Below are 16,179 nucleotides of genomic sequence, written 5' to 3'. Positions count from 1 at the left end.
AACGGAGAGTCAAATGGCCAAAGCTAAATTCGAACGTAACAAGCCCCACTGCAACATCGGCACCATCGGTCACGTCGACCATGGCAAGACCTCGCTGACCGCAGCGATCACCAAGGTGCTCGCAGAAACCGGCGGCGCGACGTTCACCGCCTACGACCAGATCGACAAGGCGCCGGAAGAGAAGGCGCGCGGCATCACGATCTCGACCGCTCACGTCGAGTACGAGACGAAGAACCGCCACTACGCTCACGTCGACTGCCCCGGCCACGCCGACTACGTGAAGAACATGATCACCGGTGCTGCCCAGATGGACGGCGCGATCCTGGTCGTGTCGGCTGCTGACGGCCCGATGCCGCAGACCCGCGAGCACATCCTGCTCGCCCGCCAGGTCGGCGTGCCCGCGCTCGTCGTGTTCCTCAACAAGTGCGACATGGTCGACGATCCGGAGCTCCTCGAGCTCGTCGAGCTCGAAGTCCGCGAGCTGCTCTCGAAGTACGAATTCCCGGGCGACAAGATCCCGATCATCAAGGGCTCGGCGCTCGCCGCCCTCGAAGACAAGGACAAGACGCTCGGCCACGACGCCATCCTCGAGTTGATGAAGAATGTCGACGAGTACATTCCGCAGCCGGAGCGTCCGATCGACCAGCCGTTCCTGATGCCGGTTGAAGACGTGTTCTCGATCTCGGGCCGCGGCACCGTCGTCACCGGCCGTGTCGAGCGCGGCGTGATCAAGGTCGGCGAGGAAATCGAGATCGTCGGTATCCGCGACACCCAGAAGACCATCGTCACCGGCGTCGAAATGTTCCGCAAGCTGCTCGATCAGGGCCAGGCCGGCGACAACATCGGTGCGCTGCTTCGTGGCACCAAGCGCGAGGAAGTCGAGCGTGGCCAGGTGCTGTGCAAGCCCGGTTCGGTCAAGCCGCACACCAAGTTCAAGGCTGAGGCCTACATCCTCACCAAGGAAGAGGGCGGTCGTCACACCCCGTTCTTCACCAACTATCGTCCGCAGTTCTACTTCCGCACCACCGACGTGACCGGCGTTGTGCACCTGCCCGAAGGCACCGAGATGGTGATGCCGGGCGACAACATCGCGATGGAAGTGCACCTGATCGTGCCGATCGCGATGGAAGAGAAGCTGCGCTTCGCGATCCGCGAAGGCGGCCGCACCGTCGGCGCCGGCGTCGTCGCCGCCATCATCGAGTAAGGGTGGATCAGTCAAGGTTGCAGCGGGTGGGTTCGTCCACCCGCCGCTCACCACTCGCTATTCGCTAATTGAGCGACGAAGAAAGAGATACGGCAATGAACGGCCAAAACATTCGCATCCGTCTCAAGGCGTTCGACCATCGAATCCTCGATACGTCGACCCGTGAGATCGTGAACACGGCGAAGCGCACCGGTGCGCAGGTTCGCGGACCGATTCCGCTGCCGACCCGCATCGAGAAGTTCACCGTCAACCGTTCGCCGCACGTTGACAAGAAGAGCCGCGAGCAATTCGAGATGCGCACTCACAAGCGCCTTCTCGACATTGTCGACCCGACCCCGCAGACCGTCGATGCACTGATGAAGCTCGACCTGGCCGCCGGTGTCGACGTCGAGATCAAGCTCTAAGGTTTTGGATTTTTACGTCCGCCGCTTGCGGACAGAAAGACAGGAAGCACGCCGATGCGCTCCGGAGTGATCGCACAAAAGGTCGGGATGACGCGGGTCTTTACGGAGACCGGCGAGCATATCCCTGTGACCGTGCTGAAGTTGGGCAACTGCCAGGTGCTGGGCCACCGCACGACCGAGAAGAACGGCTACGTCGCTCTTCAGCTCGGCTCGGGCGCCCGCAAGACCGTGTACATGCCCAAGGCCGAACGCGGCCAGTTCGCGGTCGCCAAGGTCGAACCGAAGCGCAAGGTCGCCGAATTCCGCGTGTCCGAGGACGCGCTGATCCCGGTCGGCGCTGAAATCCAGGCGGACCATTTCGTGGTCGGCCAGTTTGTCGACGTGACCGGCACCTCGATCGGTAAGGGCTTTGCCGGCGGCATGAAGCGCTGGAATTTCGGCGGTCTGCGCGCCACCCACGGTGTGTCGGTCTCGCACCGTTCGATCGGTTCGACTGGCGGCCGTCAGGATCCGGGCAAGACCTTCAAGAACAAGAAGATGCCCGGTCACATGGGCGTCGACCGCATCACCACGCTCAATCTGCGGGTGGTTTCGACCGACGTCGAGCGCGGCCTGATCCTCGTCGAAGGCGCCGTTCCCGGCTCCAAGGGCGGCTGGATCTCGGTGCGCGATGCGGTGAAGAAGCCGCTTCCGAAGGAAGCGCCGAAGCCCGGCAAGTTCAAGGTTGCCGGCGGCGAGGCTGCCGAGGCTGCGGCCGAGAAGGAGGGCGTGTGAGATGGAACTGAAAGTCACCACCCTTGAAGGCAAGGAAGCTGGCTCGGTTCAGCTGTCGGACGAGATCTTCGGTCTTGAGCCGCGCAAGGATATTATCCAGCGTTGCGTGCAGTGGCAGCTCAACAAGCGCCAGGCCGGCACCCACAAGACCCAGGGCCGCGCCGACGTCTGGCGCACCGGCAAGAAGATGTACAAGCAGAAGGGCACCGGCGGCGCCCGTCACGGCTCGGCCCGCGTGCCGCAGTTCCGCGGCGGTGGCCGTGCGTTCGGTCCGGTGGTTCGCTCCCATGCGACCGACCTGCCGAAGAAGGTGCGTGCGCTGGCGCTGAAGCACGCGCTGTCGGCCAAGGCCAAGGACGGCGGGCTTGTCGTGATCGACTCTGCCGCCGTCAAGGAAGCCAAGACCAAGGCGCTGCTCGGTCACTTCTCCGGCCTCGGGCTCACCAACGCGCTGATCATCGACGGCGCCGAGCTGAACGTCGGTTTCGCGACCGCGGCCCGCAACATCCCGAACATCGACGTGCTGCCGATCCAGGGCATCAACGTCTACGACATTCTCCGCCGCCAGAAGCTGGTGCTGACCAAGGCTGCGGTTGATGCGCTGGAGGCGCGCTTCAAATGAAGAACATCGATCCGCGCCACTACGACGTCATCATCTCCCCTGTCGTGACGGAAAAGGCGACACTCGCCTCCGAGCACAACAAGGTGCTGTTCAAGGTCGCCGGCAAGGCCACCAAGCCGCAGATCAAGGAAGCGGTCGAGAAGCTGTTCGACGTCAAGGTGAAGAGCGTCAACACTCTCGTTCGCAAGGGCAAGACCAAGGTGTTCCGCGGCAATCTCGGCTCGCAGTCGGACACCAAGCGCGCGATCGTGACCCTTGAAGAGGGCCACCGCATCGACGTGACTACCGGACTATAAGGCGCAACGACGATGGCATTGAAAACCTACAATCCCACGACGCCGGGCCAGCGCCAGCTGGTCATGGTCGATCGTTCGGCGCTCTACAAGGGCAAGCCGGTGAAGACCCTGACCGAGGGCAAGCTCGGCAATGGCGGTCGCAACAACACCGGTCGCATCACCGTGCGTTTCCGCGGCGGCGGCCACAAGAAGGCCTACCGCACCGTCGACTTCCGCCGCGACAAGGTGGACATGCCGGCGGTCGTGGAGCGGCTGGAGTACGATCCGAACCGCACCGCGTTCATCGCGTTGATCAAGTATCAGGACGGCGAGCTGGCTTACATCCTGGCACCGCAGCGTCTGGCGGCGGGCGACACCGTCGTTGCCGGCAACTATGTCGACGTGAAGCCGGGCAACGTCATGCCGCTCGGCAACATGCCGGTCGGCACGATCGTGCACAACATCGAGCTGAAGATCGGCAAAGGCGGCCAGCTGGCGCGTTCGGCCGGCACCTATGCCCAGATCGTCGGCCGCGACCAGGACTACGTGATCGTCCGCCTGAACTCGGGCGAGCAGCGTCTCGTGCACGGCCGTTGCCGCGGCACGATCGGCGCGGTCTCGAACCCGGATCACATGAACATCTCGATCGGCAAGGCCGGTCGTACCCGCTGGCTCGGCTGGCGTCCGCATAACCGCGGCGTCGTCATGAACCCGATCGATCACCCGCACGGCGGTGGTGAAGGTCGTACCTCGGGCGGTCGTCACCCGGTCACTCCGTGGGGCAAGCCGACCAAGGGCAAGAAGACCCGCACCAACAAGTCGACCAACAAATTCATTCTCCTCAGCCGCCACAAGCGGAAGAAGTAAGGAACGCCGGACATGGTTCGTTCAGTCTGGAAAGGCCCGTTCGTCGAGGGTTCTCTGCTCAAGAAGGCAGATGCCGCGCGCGCGTCCGGCCGTCACGACGTCATCAAGATCTGGAGCCGCCGCTCCACCATCCTGCCGCAGTTCGTCGGCCTGACCTTCGGTGTCTACAACGGCCAGAAGCATGTGCCGGTGGCGATCAACGAGGAAATGGTGGGTCACAAGTTCGGCGAGTTCTCGCCGACCCGGACCTTCCACGGCCACTCGGGCGACAAGAAAGCCAAGAAGGCTTGAGGATTAGACGATGAGCAAACCAAAGCGCGAACGTAGCCTCGCGGACAATGAGGCCAAGGCCGTCGCCCGCATGCTGCGCGTCAGCCCGCAGAAGCTCAACCTGGTGGCGCAGCTGATCCGCGGCCGCAAGGCTTCGGCTGCGCTCGCCGACCTGCAGTTCTCGCGCAAGCGGATCGCAGTCGACGTCAAGAAGTGCCTGGAATCGGCGATCGCCAATGCCGAGAACAACCATGACCTCGATGTCGACGATCTCGTCGTTGCCGAGGCGCATGTCGGCAACGGCATCGTGATGAAGCGTTTTGCTCCGCGCGGCCGTGGCCGTTCGGGCCGTGTGTTCAAACCGTTCTCGCACCTGACCATCGTGGTTCGTCAGGTCGAGGCCGAGGCAAGCGCCTAAGAAGGGCGCAGGAGAAGACGATGGGTCAAAAGATCAATCCAATCGGGCTGCGTCTCGGCATCAACCGGACCTGGGACTCCCGTTGGTTCGCCGGCAAGCAGGAATACGGCAAGCTCCTGCACGAGGACGTCAAGATCCGCGAGATCCTGCACAAGGAGCTCAAGCAGGCGGCCGTCGCCCGCATCGTGATCGAGCGTCCGCACAAGAAGTGCCGCGTGACGATCCACTCGGCCCGTCCGGGCGTCGTGATCGGCAAGAAGGGCGCCGACATCGACAAGCTGCGCAAGAAGGTTGCCGACATCACCTCGTCGGACGTCGTGATCAACATCGTCGAAATCCGCAAGCCGGAGCTCGACGCGACCCTGGTCGCTGAATCGATCGCCCAGCAGCTCGAGCGCCGTGTTGCGTTCCGCCGCGCCATGAAGCGCGCCGTGCAGTCGGCGATGCGTCTCGGTGCCGAGGGCATCCGCATCAACTGCTCGGGCCGTCTCGGCGGCGCCGAAATCGCGCGCATGGAGTGGTACCGCGAAGGTCGCGTGCCGCTGCACACCCTGCGCGCCGACGTCGACTACGGCGTTGCCACCGCGTTCACGACCTTCGGCACCTGCGGCGTCAAGGTCTGGATCTTCAAGGGCGAGATCCTCGAGCACGACCCGATGGCCCAGGACAAGAAGATGGCCGAGGGCGACAATGCGCCGCGTTCGCGCCGCGACGCCGCTTGAGGCAAAGCAGGAATTTGAGGGCTTACAGCCATGATGCAACCTAAGAAAACGAAGTTCCGGAAGGCGCATAAGGGCCGTATCCACGGCGTTGCGACCTCTGGCGCGACGTTGGCGTTCGGCCAGTTCGGCCTCAAGGCGATGGAGCCTGAGCGCGTCACCGCCCGTCAGATCGAAGCCGCCCGCCGCGCGCTGACCCGTCACATGAAGCGCGCCGGCCGCGTCTGGATCCGCGTGTTCCCGGACGTGCCGGTGTCGAAGAAGCCCGCCGAAGTCCGCATGGGCTCCGGCAAGGGCGCGCCGGAATTGTGGGTGGTCCGGATCAAGCCGGGCCGCGTGATGTTCGAGATCGACGGCGTGCCGGTGCAGACCGCCAAGGAAGCGCTGTCGCTCGCCGCCGCCAAGCTGCCGATCAAGACGCGCTTCGTTGCGCGCATTGCGGAGTAATCGCCATGGCCGAGATGAAAGTTGAAGACATTCGCGCGATGAGCGACGACCAGCGGGAAGACGCGGTCCTTAACCTGAAGAAGGAACGCTTCAACCTGCGTTTCCAGCGCGCCACCGGGCAGCTGGAGAACACGTCGCGGATGCGGGAAGCCCGCCGCGATATCGCTCGTATCAAGACCATCGCCGCGCAGCAGCGCGCGAAGAAGAAGTAAGGGGCCAGCTATGCCGAAACGTACTCTGCAGGGCGTGGTCGTCAGCGACAAGCAAGCCAAGACGATCGTGGTGCGCGTCGACCGCCGCTTCACCCATCCGATCTACAAGAAGACGATCCGCCGTTCCAAGAACTACCACGCGCACGACGAGAACAGCCAGTTCAAGCCGGGCGACATGGTCTGGATCGAGGAATCGAAGCCGATCTCGAAGCTGAAGCGCTGGACCGTGGTCCGGGGCGAACACAAGAAAACGGCCTGATTATCTCGGCCTGGCCGAGGAAATTCAGGGAAATTTTGGGCGCGCTAAAGCGCAGAAAGAGGACGAGGTGCATCAATGATTCAGATGCAGACCAACCTCGACGTGGCCGATAATTCAGGCGCACGCCGTGTCATGTGCATCAAGGTTCTTGGAGGTTCCAAGCGCCGCTATGCCACCGTGGGCGACGTTATCGTTGTGTCGATCAAGGAAGCCATTCCGCGTGGCAAGGTGAAGAAGGGCGACGTGATGAAGGCCGTCGTGGTCCGGGTCCGCAAGGACATCCGCCGCGCCGACGGTTCGGTCATCCGTTTCGACCGCAACGCCGCCGTGCTGATCAACAATCAGTCGGAGCCGGTCGGTACCCGTATCTTCGGCCCGGTGCCGCGCGAGCTGCGCGCCAAGAACCACATGAAGATCATTTCGCTTGCGCCGGAGGTGCTGTGATGGCTGCCAAGATCCGCAAGGGTGACAAGGTGATGGTGCTCACCGGCCGCGACAAGGGTCGCACCGGGGAGGTGTTCGAGGTGCGTCCGGACGACAACAAGGCTCTCGTTCGCGGCATCAACATGGTGAAGCGTCACCAGAAGCAGAGCCAGACCCAGGAAGGCGGCATCATCTCCAAGGAGATGCCGATCGACCTGTCCAACATTGCGTATGTCGGCAAGGACGGAAAGCCGACCCGCATTGGGTTCAAGATTCAGGCCGATGGCAAGAAGGTTCGTGTTGCCAAGAGCTCGGGAGCAGAGATCGATGGCTGATACAGCTTACACGCCGCGCCTGCGCGCGGAGTATGACAAGAAGATCCGCGGCATGATGACCGAGAAGTTCGGTTATGCCAACGTGATGCAGGTGCCGCGCCTCGACAAGGTCGTGCTCAACATGGGCGTCGGCGATTCCGTCAACGACCGCAAGAAGGCCGAGACCGCCGCTGCCGAGCTGAGCCAGATCGCCGGCCAGAAGGCGATCGTGACCTATTCGCGGATCGCGATCGCGACCTTCAAGCTGCGCGAGAATCAGCCGATCGGCTGCAAGGTCACGCTGCGCAAGACCCATATGTACGAGTTCATCGACCGCCTGGTGAACGTGGCGCTGCCCCGCGTCCGCGACTTCCGCGGCCTGAACCCGAAGAGCTTCGACGGCCGCGGCAACTATTCGCTGGGCATCAAGGAGCACATCATTTTCCCCGAGATCGACTTCGACAAGGTCTCGGAAGCGCGTGGCATGGACATCACGGTCTGCACCACCGCCAAGACCGACGACGAGGCGCGTGCCTTGTTGACCGCTTTCAATTTCCCGTTCCGGCAGTGAGTAGCTGAGCCAAAGCCACTCAAACGCGGATACCCAGGAGCCAAGCATGGCAAAGAAGAGTTCGATCGAGAAGAATAACCGGCGCAAGCGGATGGCGAAGAACGCCGCTCCGCAGCGTGCGAAGCTGAAGGCGATCATCGCCGACAAGACCAAGCCGATGGAAGAGCGCTTCGCGGCAACGCTGAAACTCGCCGAGATGCCGCGCAACTCGTCGGCGACCCGCATCCGCAACCGCTGCGAGCTGACCGGGCGTCCGCGCTCGAACTATCGCAAGAACAAGCTCTCGCGCATCGCGCTGCGTGAACTCGGCTCCAAGGGCCTGGTTCCCGGCCTCGTGAAGTCGAGCTGGTAAGGGGAGGGTCGGAAAAATGTCTACGCACGATCCGATCAGCGATCTCATCACCCGCATCCGCAATGCGCAGATGCGTTCGAAGTCCAAGGTCTCGACCCCCGGTTCGAAGATGCGCGCCAACGTGCTCGAGGTGCTGAAGACCGAGGGTTACATCCGCGGCTACGCCAGCGTCGAGCATGCGTCCGGCCGCAGCGAGCTCGAGATCGAGCTGAAATATTTCGACGGCGAGCCGGTGATCCGCGAGATCGAGCGCGTCTCGAAGCCCGGCCGTCGTGTTTACGCCTCGGTGAAGAACCTGCCGCGGGTGAACAACGGTCTCGGCATTTCGGTGTTGTCGACGCCGAAGGGAATCATGGCTGACCACGAGGCGCGCGACGCCAACGTGGGCGGCGAAGTTCTCTTCACGGTGTTCTGAGGAAGGAATTTGCGATGTCACGTATCGGCAAAAGGCCGGTGGCGATCCCGTCGGGTGTCACGGCAAGCGTCGAGGGCCAGACGGTGAAGGTGAAGGGGCCGAAGGGCCAGCTTCAGTTCGTCGTGCATGACGACGTCGAGGTGAAGTTCGAGAACGGCCAGGTCAAGGTCGCTCCGCGCGTCAAGACCAACCGCGCGCAGGCGATGTACGGCACCGCGCGCGCCCAGGTCGCCAACCTCGTCGAGGGCGTCACCAAGGGCTTCGAGAAGAAGCTCGAGATCACCGGCGTCGGTTACCGCGCCGCGATGCAGGGCAAGAACCTGCAGCTCGCGCTCGGCTACAGCCACGACGTGGTCTACGCGATCCCGGAAGGCATCACCATCGCGGTGCCGAAGCCGACCGAGATCACGATCACCGGCAACGATCCGCAGCGCGTCGGCCAGGTCGCCGCCGAGATCCGCGCCTACCGTCCGCCGGAGCCCTACAAGGGCAAGGGCGTGAAGTACGCCAACGAATTCATCTTCCGCAAGGAAGGCAAGAAGAAGTAAACGGAGCCGGTCATGTCACTCAAGGTTACGAATGCCCGGCGCAAGCAGCGCGTGCGTCTTGCGCTTCGCCGTTCGGCAGGCGGCCGTCCGCGGCTGTCGGTGTTCCGCTCGTCCAAGCACATCTACGCCCAGGTCATCGACGACCAGAAGGGCGAGACGCTCGCGTCCGCCTCGTCGCTGGAGAAAAACCTGCGCGACGCCGGCAAGACCGGCGCCGACATCGATGCGGCGAAGGCGGTCGGCAAGCTGCTCGCGGAGCGCGCGGCGCAGAAGGGTGTCAAGGAAGTCGTGTTCGATCGCGGCGCCTACATCTATCACGGGCGCGTCAAGGCGCTCGCGGATGCGGCGCGCGAAGGCGGATTGAGCTTCTAAACGAATCGAACGATTACAAGGAAAGAGGCTTGGGCCTCCTAGAGATTGGAAAACACCATGGCAGGTGAACGCGAACGCGGCGGACGCGAACGGAGCAGGGATCGCGAAGAGCGCGACAGCGAGTTCGTCGACAAGCTCGTCCACATCAATCGCGTGGCGAAGGTCGTCAAGGGCGGCAAGCGCTTCGGCTTTGCGGCGCTGGTCGTGATCGGCGACCAGAAGGGCCGGGTCGGTTTCGGCCACGGCAAGGCGCGCGAGGTGCCGGAGGCGATCCGCAAGGCGACCGAGTCGGCGAAGCGTAACCTGACGCGCGTCGCGCTTCGTGAGGGCCGTACGCTGCATCACGACATCGCCGGCCGTCACGGCGCTGGCCGCGTCTATCTGCGTGCCGCTCCGGCCGGTACCGGCATCATCGCCGGCGGTCCGATGCGCGCGGTGTTCGAGACGCTCGGTATCCAGGACGTGGTGGCGAAGTCGATCGGCTCGTCGAATCCCTACAACATGGTTCGCGCGACCTTCGACGCGCTGAAGCATCAGGATTCGCCGCGCTCGGTGGCTGCACGCCGCAACATCAAGGTCTCCACCCTGCAGTCGCGCCGCGTCGGCGGCGACGCCGAAGTGGTGGCGGAATAACCCCCGCGCGATTAGCCAGCGCGCTATTTGGAGTTACTGTCATGGCCAAGGCCAGCAAGACCATCAAGGTCGAGCAGATCGGCAGCGCAATCCGCCGCCATCACTCGCAGCGTTCGACGCTGATCGGCCTCAAGCTCAACAAGATCGGCCGGGTTGCCGAACTGCAGGATACCCCTGAAGTTCGCGGCATGATCAGCAAGGTTCAGCATCTCGTCCGCGTCGTCGGCGAGTAAGCAGAGATAAGGAGAAGGGCGATGAAGCTCAGCGATATCGCCGACAACGCCGGCTCGCGCAAGAAGCGCATGCGTGTCGGCCGTGGCATCGGTTCCGGCAAGGGCAAGACCTCGGGCCGCGGCGGCAAAGGCCAGACCGCGCGTTCGGGTGTCCGCATCAAGGGTTTCGAAGGCGGCCAGATGCCGATGCATCGCCGTCTGCCGAAGCGCGGCTTCAACAACATCTTCCGGCTCGACTTCGCCGAGATCAATCTCGACCGTCTGCAGGAAGCGATCGACAACAAGCTGGTCGATACCGGCGCGACGGTGAACGCCGAAACGCTGGTGAAGGCCGGCGTGCTGCGCCGCGCCAAGGACGGTCTGCGGCTGCTCGGCCGCGGCGAGATCAAGACCAAGCTGACCATCGAAGTGCACGGCGCTTCCAAGTCGGCCATTGCCGCGGTCGAGAAGGCCGGCGGTTCGGTCAAGATCCTGGCCCCCGCCAAGGAAGACGGCGAGGCGGCGTAACATCTGCGTCATTGCCCGCGGCCTGCGCGGGCATCCGCAGATCGAATGATGGACTTATCGAGGCCGAGCACCAGATAATGTCCGGTGTCTGCCGGCTGCCCAGAGGGGGCGCCGGCGAACGGGGCTCCGGGAGAAAGCCGAACATGGTCTCAGCAGCCGAACAACTTGCCGCCAACCTGAATTTCGGACAGCTGGCGAAGGCCGACGAGCTGAAGAAGCGCATCTGGTTCACCCTGGGTGCGCTGCTTGTTTATCGGCTCGGCACCTACATCCCGCTGCCGGGCATCGACCCCAACATCTGGGAGCAGGTGTTCCGCAGCCAGTCCGGCGGCATCCTCGGCATGTTCAACATGTTCGCCGGCGGCGGCATCCACCGCATGGCGATCTTCGCGCTGAACATCATGCCGTACATTTCGGCATCGATCATCGTGCAGCTGTTGACTACCGTGTCGCCGCAGCTCGAGGCGCTCAAGAAGGAAGGTGAGGCGGGCCGCAAGACGCTGAACCAGTACACCCGCTACCTGACGGTGATCCTGGCGCTGTTCCAGTCCTATGGCATCGCGATCGGCCTCGAAGGCGCCGGCAATGTCGTCAGCGACCCCGGCATGTTCTTCCGGATCTCGACCGCGATCACGCTGACCGGCGGCACCATGTTCCTGATGTGGCTCGGCGAGCAGATCACCTCGCGCGGCATCGGCAACGGCATCTCGCTGATCATCCTGTCCGGCATCGTCGCCGAGCTGCCGTCGGCGCTCGCCAACATGCTGGAACTCGGCCGCCAGGGCGCGATGTCGACCGGCCTGATCCTGATCGTCATCGTGATGGCGGTCGCCGTGATCGCCTTCATCGTGTTCATGGAGCGTGCGCAGCGCCGGCTCTTGATCCAGTATCCGAAGCGCCAGGTCGGCAACAAGATGTTCGAGGGCCAGTCCTCGCATCTGCCGCTCAAGCTCAACACCTCGGGCGTGATTCCGCCGATCTTCGCCTCGTCGCTGCTGCTGCTGCCGACCACGGTCGCGAACTTCAACGCCGGCAAGGGGCCGGAGTGGTTCCAGTGGCTGACCACCCAGCTCAGCCACGGTCGTCCGCTGTTCTTGCTGCTCTATCTGGCGCTGATCGTGTTCTTCGCCTTCTTCTACACCGCGATCGTGTTCAACCCGACCGAGACCGCGGACAATCTGAAGAAGCACGGCGGCTTCATTCCGGGCATCCGGCCCGGTGAGCGCACCGCCGAATACATCGACTACGTGCTGTCGCGCGTCACGGTGCTTGGCGCGGTGTATCTGGCGATCGTCTGCCTGATTCCTGAAATTCTGATTTCCTACGCTTCGGTGCCGTTCTACTTTGGTGGCACCTCGCTCCTGATCGTCGTCAGCGTGACGATGGATACGGTGTCGCAGGTGCAGGGCTATCTGCTCGCCCATCAGTATGAAGGGCTGATCAGAAAGTCGAAGCTCAGGGGAGGCCGCCGCCGCTGATCGCGGCGCGGCTTCAAACTCAAAACACAGGTGTGCGGACGTCGCCCACCTAGCCGGGGGGCGAAACCGATATGAGATTGATCCTTTTGGGGCCGCCGGGCTCGGGCAAGGGAACCCAGGCGCAGCGGCTGGTGCACCGGCATGGCATCGTTCAGCTCTCGACCGGCGAGATGCTGCGCGCCGCGGTTGCCGCGGGCACGCCGGTCGGCTTGCAGGCCAAGGAGATCATGGCCAATGGCGGCCTGGTTCCCGACGAGGTCGTGGTTGGAATCATTGCCGACCGGATCGAGGAGCCCGACGCCAAGAAGGGCTTCATTCTCGACGGTTTCCCGCGCACCGTGCCGCAGGCCGAGGCCCTGGACGAGCTTCTCAAGAGAAAGCACCTCAAGCTCGACGCCGTTGTTGAGCTGCGCGTCAACGAGAGCGCGCTGCTCGCCCGCGTTGAGAAGCGCGCCGAGGAAACCCGCGCGCGCGGCGAGGAAGTGCGCCTCGACGACACCCCCGAAGTGCTGACCAAGCGCTTGGCGCAGTACCGCTCGCTCACGGAACCGCTGATTCACTACTATTCGGAGCGGCGGAAGCTCCTGACCGTCGATGGCATGATGACCATCGAGCACGTGACTCGCGAGATTAATCGGATCCTGACTGCGCTCGGCGCGCTGGAACCGAAGGAGGACGAGGAGTCCAAGAGCGCCTCGAAGGCCTCCCGGACGGCCAAGAAGACCGCGAAGCAGACGATCAGGAAGGTGGTAGGTAAATCGGCCAAAAAGCCCGCCAAATCGGCCCGGAAGGCGGTCTCCAGGGCCAAGGCGGCCAAGAAGACTGCAAAGAGGCCGGCCAAGAGGGCTGCAAAGAGGGCCGCCAGCGCCGCGAATGCCCGTAAGGGTGCAAAAGCCGCCAAAAAGACCGCAAAAAAGCTTACGAAAAAGCGAGCTAAACGCTAGGAGCGGTTGACGAAACCGACATGAATCCTTTAATAAGCCTCGCATCCACGTTGGATAGTTTTATGACGATGCCGGGCCCCGAAGGACATGAGGGGAAGGGCGTCGTGTTCGCGTTTGTGGACACAAGCCCGAGAGAGCAAGAACTTGAGAAGCCCGTATCCGTGATGGATCGGCGATAGGAGAGAAGTCCGTGGCCCGTATTGCCGGCGTCAACATTCCTACCAACAAGCGCGTCCTGATCGCGCTTCAGTACATCCATGGCATCGGCCAGAAGAACGCCGCCGACATCATGGAGAAGGTCAAGATCCCCGTGGACCGTCGCGTCAACCAGTTGAGCGACCAGGAGGTCCTGCAAATCCGCGAAGTCATCGACCGCGACTACATGGTCGAGGGCGATCTCCGTCGCGAGGTCGGCATCAACATCAAGCGGCTGATGGACCTCGGCTGCTATCGCGGCCTGCGTCATCGCCGCGGTCTGCCGGTGCGCGGCCAGCGCACCCACACCAATGCGCGCACGCGCAAGGGGCCGGCCAAGGCGATCGCCGGCAAGAAGAAGTAATTTGGCGAATAGCGAATAGTGGGTGGCGAATAGTTCTATTCGCTGCTCGCCATTCGCTAATCGCTTTTTGAGGTGTAGCCGCTGGCACTACGGCGGCGCTTGAGATCACAGGAAAGGTTTGAAATGGGCAAGGAAGCCACCCGCGTACGCCGCCGCGAACGTAAGAACATCGCCTCCGGCATCGCGCACGTGAATTCGTCGTTCAACAACACGACCATCACCATCACCGACGCGCAGGGCAACACCATCGCCTGGTCGTCGGCCGGCACCATGGGCTTCAAGGGCTCGCGCAAGTCGACCCCCTATGCCGCGCAGGTTGCGGCCGAAGACGTCTCCAAGAAGGCGCAGGAACACGGCATGCGCACGCTGGAAGTTGAAGTGGCCGGCCCGGGTTCGGGCCGTGAGTCGGCGCTCCGCGCGCTGCAGGCTGCGGGTTTCACCGTCACCTCGATCCGCGACGTGACCACGATCCCGCACAACGGCTGCCGTCCGCGCAAGCGTCGGCGCGTTTGATCTGTCGTCGCGGGCGGCGATCTGCCGCCCCGCGATCGTTTTTGGAATTGACCGCGCGGAGTGCTCCGCGATCTCCAACGCCAGGTTCGGCCATTCGACGGGCCCGACGACTGGCACATGGGTGAACAAGTGACGATCCAGAAAAATTGGCAAGAACTCATTAGACCGAACAAGCTGCAGGTGACGCCGGGCTCGGACGCGAGCCGGTTCGCCACTGTGGTCGCCGAACCGCTCGAGCGCGGCTTCGGCCAGACGCTCGGCAACGCGCTGCGCCGCATCCTGTTGTCCTCGCTGCAGGGCGCAGCGGTGCAATCGGTGCACATCGACGGCGTGCTGCACGAGTTCTCCTCGATCGCCGGTGTCCGTGAAGACGTCACCGACATGGTGCTCAACATCAAGGACATCTCGATCAAGATGCAGGGCGAAGGCCCGAAGCGCATGGTCGTGAAGAAGCAGGGGCCGGGCGCCGTCACCGCCGGCGACATCCAGACCGTCGGCGATGTCACCGTGCTTAACCCCGACCTCCAGCTCTGCACGCTGGACGATGGCGCCGAGATTCGCATGGAGTTCACGGTCGCGACCGGCAAGGGCTATGTCGCCGCCGAGCGCAACCGTCCCGAGGATGCCCCGATCGGCCTGATCCCGGTCGACAGCCTGTTCTCGCCGGTCCGCAAGGTCTCCTACAAGGTCGAGAACACCCGTGAGGGCCAGATCCTCGACTACGACAAGCTGACCATGACGATCGAGACCAACGGCGCGATCACGCCGGAGGACGCAGTGGCCTACGCTGCGCGCATCCTGCAGGATCAGCTCAACGTGTTCGTCAACTTCGAAGAGCCGCGCAAGGAAGTGACGCAGGAGATCATCCCCGATCTCGCGTTCAACCCGGCGTTCCTCAAGAAAGTCGACGAGCTCGAGTTGTCGGTGCGTTCGGCGAACTGCCTGAAGAACGACAATATCGTCTACATCGGCGACCTCGTGCAGAAGTCGGAAGCGGAAATGCTCCGCACCCCGAACTTCGGCCGCAAGTCGCTGAACGAGATCAAGGAAGTGCTGGCCCAGATGGGTCTGCACCTCGGCATGGAAGTGCCGGGCTGGCCGCCGGAGAACATCGACGAGCTCGCCAAGCGCTTCGAGGATCACTACTGATCCGATTTCACCGTCGTGGCCGGAAAATCTCCGGCCACGATTTTTTAATGCCGCACGATCCCGGAAAAGTGCGCAGCGGTTTTCCGACGAGGATCATGCCAAACAAAGTAGCAAAAGCGCGTTAGGGCGCTTTTGCGGGCGAACGCAGGATGCCCACCTGCAAACTTGTCGCTGAACCACCGCGGCAGAATTGAAGAAGGAAGAAGTCAATGCGTCACGGCAAGGTTCATCGGAAGCTCAACCGCACCGCCGAGCATCGGCGTGCGATGTTCGCCAACATGGCGGCAGCCCTGATCAAGCACGAGCAGATCGTCACCACGCTGCCGAAGGCCAAGGAGCTGCGGCCGATCGTCGAGAAGCTCGTCACCCTCGGCAAGAAGGGCGGGCTGGCGCTGCGCCGCCAGGCGATCTCGGAGCTGCGCGACCTCGACCAGGTCAGGAAGCTGTTCGATACGCTGGCGACCCGCTACAAGGACCGCCAGGGCGGCTACACCCGCATCATCAAGGCCGGCTTCCGCTACGGCGACAACGCGGCGATGGCCGTGATCGAGTTCGTCGACCGCGACGTCGATGCCAAGGGCCAGGACTCCGGTCCGACCCAGGACAAGGAAGCCGAGGCGGCGTAAGCCGGTCTCGAGCCCAGGTTTTTGAAAACGGCGCCTTCGGGCGCCGTTTTTGTTTTGCGCATCTGCCGTGC

The 16,179-nt window shown here is 63.2% G+C and carries 28 protein-coding genes; all 28 read left to right on the top strand.

Translation table 11 applies throughout. The features are described 5' to 3' along the window. The first annotated feature begins 13 nt into the window (after positions 1-13). The 28 genes from tuf to rplQ all read left to right on the top strand — a co-directional run bounded on the left by tuf (position 14) and on the right by rplQ (position 16,108). Positions 14-1,204 carry an elongation factor Tu gene (gene tuf, locus ABIB78_RS35685; protein WP_092114995.1) on the top strand — a complete coding sequence of 397 codons (1,191 nt, stop codon included), beginning with the start codon at positions 14-16 and terminating at the stop codon, positions 1,202-1,204. Between the two features lie 95 nt (positions 1,205-1,299). Further along, entirely contained in the window at positions 1,300-1,608 is a 309-nt protein-coding gene (rpsJ, locus tag ABIB78_RS35680) for a 30S ribosomal protein S10 (protein WP_002712302.1), read from the top strand. A gap of 54 nt (positions 1,609-1,662) precedes the next feature. Then, complete coding sequence (gene rplC, locus ABIB78_RS35675) at positions 1,663-2,382, top strand: 50S ribosomal protein L3 (RefSeq protein WP_429033509.1); 720 nt, start codon at positions 1,663-1,665, stop codon at positions 2,380-2,382. A gap of 1 nt (position 2,383) precedes the next feature. Beyond that, positions 2,384-3,004, top strand: a complete 621-nt coding sequence (gene rplD / locus ABIB78_RS35670; RefSeq protein ID WP_429033506.1) for a 50S ribosomal protein L4 — start codon at positions 2,384-2,386, stop codon at positions 3,002-3,004. Continuing rightward, positions 3,001-3,300, top strand: a complete 300-nt coding sequence (locus ABIB78_RS35665; RefSeq protein ID WP_016843746.1) for a 50S ribosomal protein L23 — start codon at positions 3,001-3,003, stop codon at positions 3,298-3,300. The genes rplD and ABIB78_RS35665 overlap by 4 nt, the downstream gene beginning before the upstream one ends. Before the next feature lie 12 nt (positions 3,301-3,312). Beyond that, positions 3,313-4,146 carry a 50S ribosomal protein L2 gene (rplB, locus tag ABIB78_RS35660; RefSeq protein ID WP_021081655.1) on the top strand — a complete coding sequence of 278 codons (834 nt, stop codon included), beginning with the start codon at positions 3,313-3,315 and terminating at the stop codon, positions 4,144-4,146. A gap of 12 nt (positions 4,147-4,158) precedes the next feature. Beyond that, positions 4,159-4,437, top strand: a complete 279-nt coding sequence (rpsS, locus tag ABIB78_RS35655; protein ID WP_018272137.1) for a 30S ribosomal protein S19 — start codon at positions 4,159-4,161, stop codon at positions 4,435-4,437. Between the two features lie 10 nt (positions 4,438-4,447). Next, entirely contained in the window at positions 4,448-4,834 is a 387-nt protein-coding gene (gene rplV / locus ABIB78_RS35650) for a 50S ribosomal protein L22 (protein ID WP_018272136.1), read from the top strand. A gap of 20 nt (positions 4,835-4,854) precedes the next feature. Continuing rightward, a complete protein-coding gene (gene rpsC, locus ABIB78_RS35645) occupies positions 4,855-5,556 on the top strand; it encodes a 30S ribosomal protein S3 (protein ID WP_074126939.1) in 702 nt (233 codons plus the stop codon). A 30-nt stretch (positions 5,557-5,586) separates the two neighbouring features. Continuing rightward, positions 5,587-6,000 carry a 50S ribosomal protein L16 gene (gene rplP, locus ABIB78_RS35640; protein ID WP_016843752.1) on the top strand — a complete coding sequence of 138 codons (414 nt, stop codon included), beginning with the start codon at positions 5,587-5,589 and terminating at the stop codon, positions 5,998-6,000. Between the two features lie 5 nt (positions 6,001-6,005). Beyond that, positions 6,006-6,212 (top strand): 50S ribosomal protein L29, encoded by a 207-nt coding sequence (rpmC, locus tag ABIB78_RS35635; protein ID WP_024578576.1) that lies wholly within the window; start codon positions 6,006-6,008, stop codon positions 6,210-6,212. Positions 6,213-6,222: 10 nt separating this feature from the next. After that, a complete protein-coding gene (rpsQ, locus tag ABIB78_RS35630) occupies positions 6,223-6,471 on the top strand; it encodes a 30S ribosomal protein S17 (RefSeq protein WP_050384839.1) in 249 nt (82 codons plus the stop codon). 75 nt (positions 6,472-6,546) lie between these two features. Next, positions 6,547-6,915 (top strand): 50S ribosomal protein L14, encoded by a 369-nt coding sequence (rplN, locus tag ABIB78_RS35625; protein WP_011473865.1) that lies wholly within the window; start codon positions 6,547-6,549, stop codon positions 6,913-6,915. Further along, a complete protein-coding gene (gene rplX, locus ABIB78_RS35620; RefSeq protein WP_429033498.1) occupies positions 6,915-7,229 on the top strand; it encodes a 50S ribosomal protein L24 in 315 nt (104 codons plus the stop codon). The genes rplN and rplX overlap by 1 nt, the downstream gene beginning before the upstream one ends. Then, positions 7,222-7,779, top strand: a complete 558-nt coding sequence (gene rplE, locus ABIB78_RS35615; RefSeq protein WP_429033495.1) for a 50S ribosomal protein L5 — start codon at positions 7,222-7,224, stop codon at positions 7,777-7,779. Before rplX ends, rplE begins: the two co-directional genes overlap by 8 nt. Positions 7,780-7,825: 46 nt before the next feature. Further along, a complete protein-coding gene (rpsN, locus tag ABIB78_RS35610; protein WP_229165664.1) occupies positions 7,826-8,131 on the top strand; it encodes a 30S ribosomal protein S14 in 306 nt (101 codons plus the stop codon). A gap of 16 nt (positions 8,132-8,147) precedes the next feature. After that, entirely contained in the window at positions 8,148-8,546 is a 399-nt protein-coding gene (gene rpsH / locus ABIB78_RS35605; protein ID WP_429033492.1) for a 30S ribosomal protein S8, read from the top strand. Positions 8,547-8,560: 14 nt separating this feature from the next. Then, positions 8,561-9,094 (top strand): 50S ribosomal protein L6, encoded by a 534-nt coding sequence (gene rplF / locus ABIB78_RS35600; protein WP_092114986.1) that lies wholly within the window; start codon positions 8,561-8,563, stop codon positions 9,092-9,094. Positions 9,095-9,106: 12 nt separating this feature from the next. Further along, complete coding sequence (rplR, locus tag ABIB78_RS35595; protein WP_029081760.1) at positions 9,107-9,466, top strand: 50S ribosomal protein L18; 360 nt, start codon at positions 9,107-9,109, stop codon at positions 9,464-9,466. A gap of 57 nt (positions 9,467-9,523) precedes the next feature. After that, a complete protein-coding gene (rpsE, locus tag ABIB78_RS35590; protein WP_028349043.1) occupies positions 9,524-10,099 on the top strand; it encodes a 30S ribosomal protein S5 in 576 nt (191 codons plus the stop codon). Between the two features lie 41 nt (positions 10,100-10,140). Then, positions 10,141-10,332, top strand: coding sequence for a 50S ribosomal protein L30 (rpmD, locus tag ABIB78_RS35585; protein ID WP_028335461.1), 192 nt, complete (start codon positions 10,141-10,143; stop codon positions 10,330-10,332). Between the two features lie 21 nt (positions 10,333-10,353). Continuing rightward, positions 10,354-10,839 (top strand): 50S ribosomal protein L15, encoded by a 486-nt coding sequence (gene rplO / locus ABIB78_RS35580; RefSeq protein WP_429033488.1) that lies wholly within the window; start codon positions 10,354-10,356, stop codon positions 10,837-10,839. A 143-nt stretch (positions 10,840-10,982) separates the two neighbouring features. Then, positions 10,983-12,317, top strand: a complete 1,335-nt coding sequence (gene secY, locus ABIB78_RS35575) for a preprotein translocase subunit SecY (RefSeq protein WP_429033485.1) — start codon at positions 10,983-10,985, stop codon at positions 12,315-12,317. Between the two features lie 71 nt (positions 12,318-12,388). Further along, entirely contained in the window at positions 12,389-13,261 is an 873-nt protein-coding gene (locus ABIB78_RS35570) for an adenylate kinase (protein ID WP_429033483.1), read from the top strand. A gap of 190 nt (positions 13,262-13,451) precedes the next feature. Next, complete coding sequence (gene rpsM, locus ABIB78_RS35565; protein WP_429033480.1) at positions 13,452-13,820, top strand: 30S ribosomal protein S13; 369 nt, start codon at positions 13,452-13,454, stop codon at positions 13,818-13,820. Between the two features lie 123 nt (positions 13,821-13,943). Beyond that, positions 13,944-14,333: a 30S ribosomal protein S11 gene (rpsK, locus tag ABIB78_RS35560; RefSeq protein WP_006021048.1), complete on the top strand. Its 390-nt coding sequence runs from the start codon at positions 13,944-13,946 to the stop codon at positions 14,331-14,333. Positions 14,334-14,450: 117 nt separating this feature from the next. After that, entirely contained in the window at positions 14,451-15,482 is a 1,032-nt protein-coding gene (locus ABIB78_RS35555) for a DNA-directed RNA polymerase subunit alpha (RefSeq protein WP_420964549.1), read from the top strand. 209 nt (positions 15,483-15,691) lie between these two features. Next, on the top strand, positions 15,692-16,108 hold the full coding sequence (rplQ, locus tag ABIB78_RS35550; protein ID WP_342728492.1) for a 50S ribosomal protein L17: 417 nt from the start codon (positions 15,692-15,694) through the stop codon (positions 16,106-16,108). The last annotated feature ends 71 nt before the right edge of the window (positions 16,109-16,179 follow it).

This window comes from Bradyrhizobium sp. I1.14.4 (assembly GCF_050435825.1).
Lineage (GTDB): Bacteria > Pseudomonadota > Alphaproteobacteria > Rhizobiales > Xanthobacteraceae > Bradyrhizobium.
Note: the sequence above shows the minus strand (reverse complement) of the source record. Positions and strands in the feature narration are given on the sequence as shown.

Excerpts from the sequence above, each read along its gene's own strand:
- rpsS (WP_018272137.1), top strand. The coding sequence starts at position 4,159 with ATGGTTCGTTCAGTCTGGAAAGGCCCGTTCGTCGAGGGTTCTCTGCTC.
- rpmD (WP_028335461.1), top strand. The coding sequence starts at position 10,141 with ATGGCCAAGGCCAGCAAGACCATCAAGGTCGAGCAGATCGGCAGCGCA.
- rpsJ (WP_002712302.1), top strand. The coding sequence starts at position 1,300 with ATGAACGGCCAAAACATTCGCATCCGTCTCAAGGCGTTCGACCATCGA.
- rpsK (WP_006021048.1), top strand. The coding sequence starts at position 13,944 with ATGGGCAAGGAAGCCACCCGCGTACGCCGCCGCGAACGTAAGAACATC.
- rplE (WP_429033495.1), top strand. The coding sequence starts at position 7,222 with ATGGCTGATACAGCTTACACGCCGCGCCTGCGCGCGGAGTATGACAAG.
- rplC (WP_429033509.1), top strand. The coding sequence starts at position 1,663 with ATGCGCTCCGGAGTGATCGCACAAAAGGTCGGGATGACGCGGGTCTTT.
- rplR (WP_029081760.1), top strand. The coding sequence starts at position 9,107 with ATGTCACTCAAGGTTACGAATGCCCGGCGCAAGCAGCGCGTGCGTCTT.
- secY (WP_429033485.1), top strand. The coding sequence starts at position 10,983 with ATGGTCTCAGCAGCCGAACAACTTGCCGCCAACCTGAATTTCGGACAG.
- tuf (WP_092114995.1), top strand. The coding sequence starts at position 14 with ATGGCCAAAGCTAAATTCGAACGTAACAAGCCCCACTGCAACATCGGC.
- rplX (WP_429033498.1), top strand. The coding sequence starts at position 6,915 with ATGGCTGCCAAGATCCGCAAGGGTGACAAGGTGATGGTGCTCACCGGC.
- rplP (WP_016843752.1), top strand. The coding sequence starts at position 5,587 with ATGATGCAACCTAAGAAAACGAAGTTCCGGAAGGCGCATAAGGGCCGT.
- rplV (WP_018272136.1), top strand. The coding sequence starts at position 4,448 with ATGAGCAAACCAAAGCGCGAACGTAGCCTCGCGGACAATGAGGCCAAG.
- rpsE (WP_028349043.1), top strand. The coding sequence starts at position 9,524 with ATGGCAGGTGAACGCGAACGCGGCGGACGCGAACGGAGCAGGGATCGC.
- rpmC (WP_024578576.1), top strand. The coding sequence starts at position 6,006 with ATGGCCGAGATGAAAGTTGAAGACATTCGCGCGATGAGCGACGACCAG.
- ABIB78_RS35555 (WP_420964549.1), top strand. The coding sequence starts at position 14,451 with ATGGGTGAACAAGTGACGATCCAGAAAAATTGGCAAGAACTCATTAGA.
- rpsH (WP_429033492.1), top strand. The coding sequence starts at position 8,148 with ATGTCTACGCACGATCCGATCAGCGATCTCATCACCCGCATCCGCAAT.
- ABIB78_RS35570 (WP_429033483.1), top strand. The coding sequence starts at position 12,389 with ATGAGATTGATCCTTTTGGGGCCGCCGGGCTCGGGCAAGGGAACCCAG.
- rplN (WP_011473865.1), top strand. The coding sequence starts at position 6,547 with ATGATTCAGATGCAGACCAACCTCGACGTGGCCGATAATTCAGGCGCA.
- rplO (WP_429033488.1), top strand. The coding sequence starts at position 10,354 with ATGAAGCTCAGCGATATCGCCGACAACGCCGGCTCGCGCAAGAAGCGC.
- rplD (WP_429033506.1), top strand. The coding sequence starts at position 2,384 with ATGGAACTGAAAGTCACCACCCTTGAAGGCAAGGAAGCTGGCTCGGTT.
- rplB (WP_021081655.1), top strand. The coding sequence starts at position 3,313 with ATGGCATTGAAAACCTACAATCCCACGACGCCGGGCCAGCGCCAGCTG.
- rplF (WP_092114986.1), top strand. The coding sequence starts at position 8,561 with ATGTCACGTATCGGCAAAAGGCCGGTGGCGATCCCGTCGGGTGTCACG.
- ABIB78_RS35665 (WP_016843746.1), top strand. The coding sequence starts at position 3,001 with ATGAAGAACATCGATCCGCGCCACTACGACGTCATCATCTCCCCTGTC.
- rpsQ (WP_050384839.1), top strand. The coding sequence starts at position 6,223 with ATGCCGAAACGTACTCTGCAGGGCGTGGTCGTCAGCGACAAGCAAGCC.
- rplQ (WP_342728492.1), top strand. The coding sequence starts at position 15,692 with ATGCGTCACGGCAAGGTTCATCGGAAGCTCAACCGCACCGCCGAGCAT.
- rpsC (WP_074126939.1), top strand. The coding sequence starts at position 4,855 with ATGGGTCAAAAGATCAATCCAATCGGGCTGCGTCTCGGCATCAACCGG.
- rpsN (WP_229165664.1), top strand. The coding sequence starts at position 7,826 with ATGGCAAAGAAGAGTTCGATCGAGAAGAATAACCGGCGCAAGCGGATG.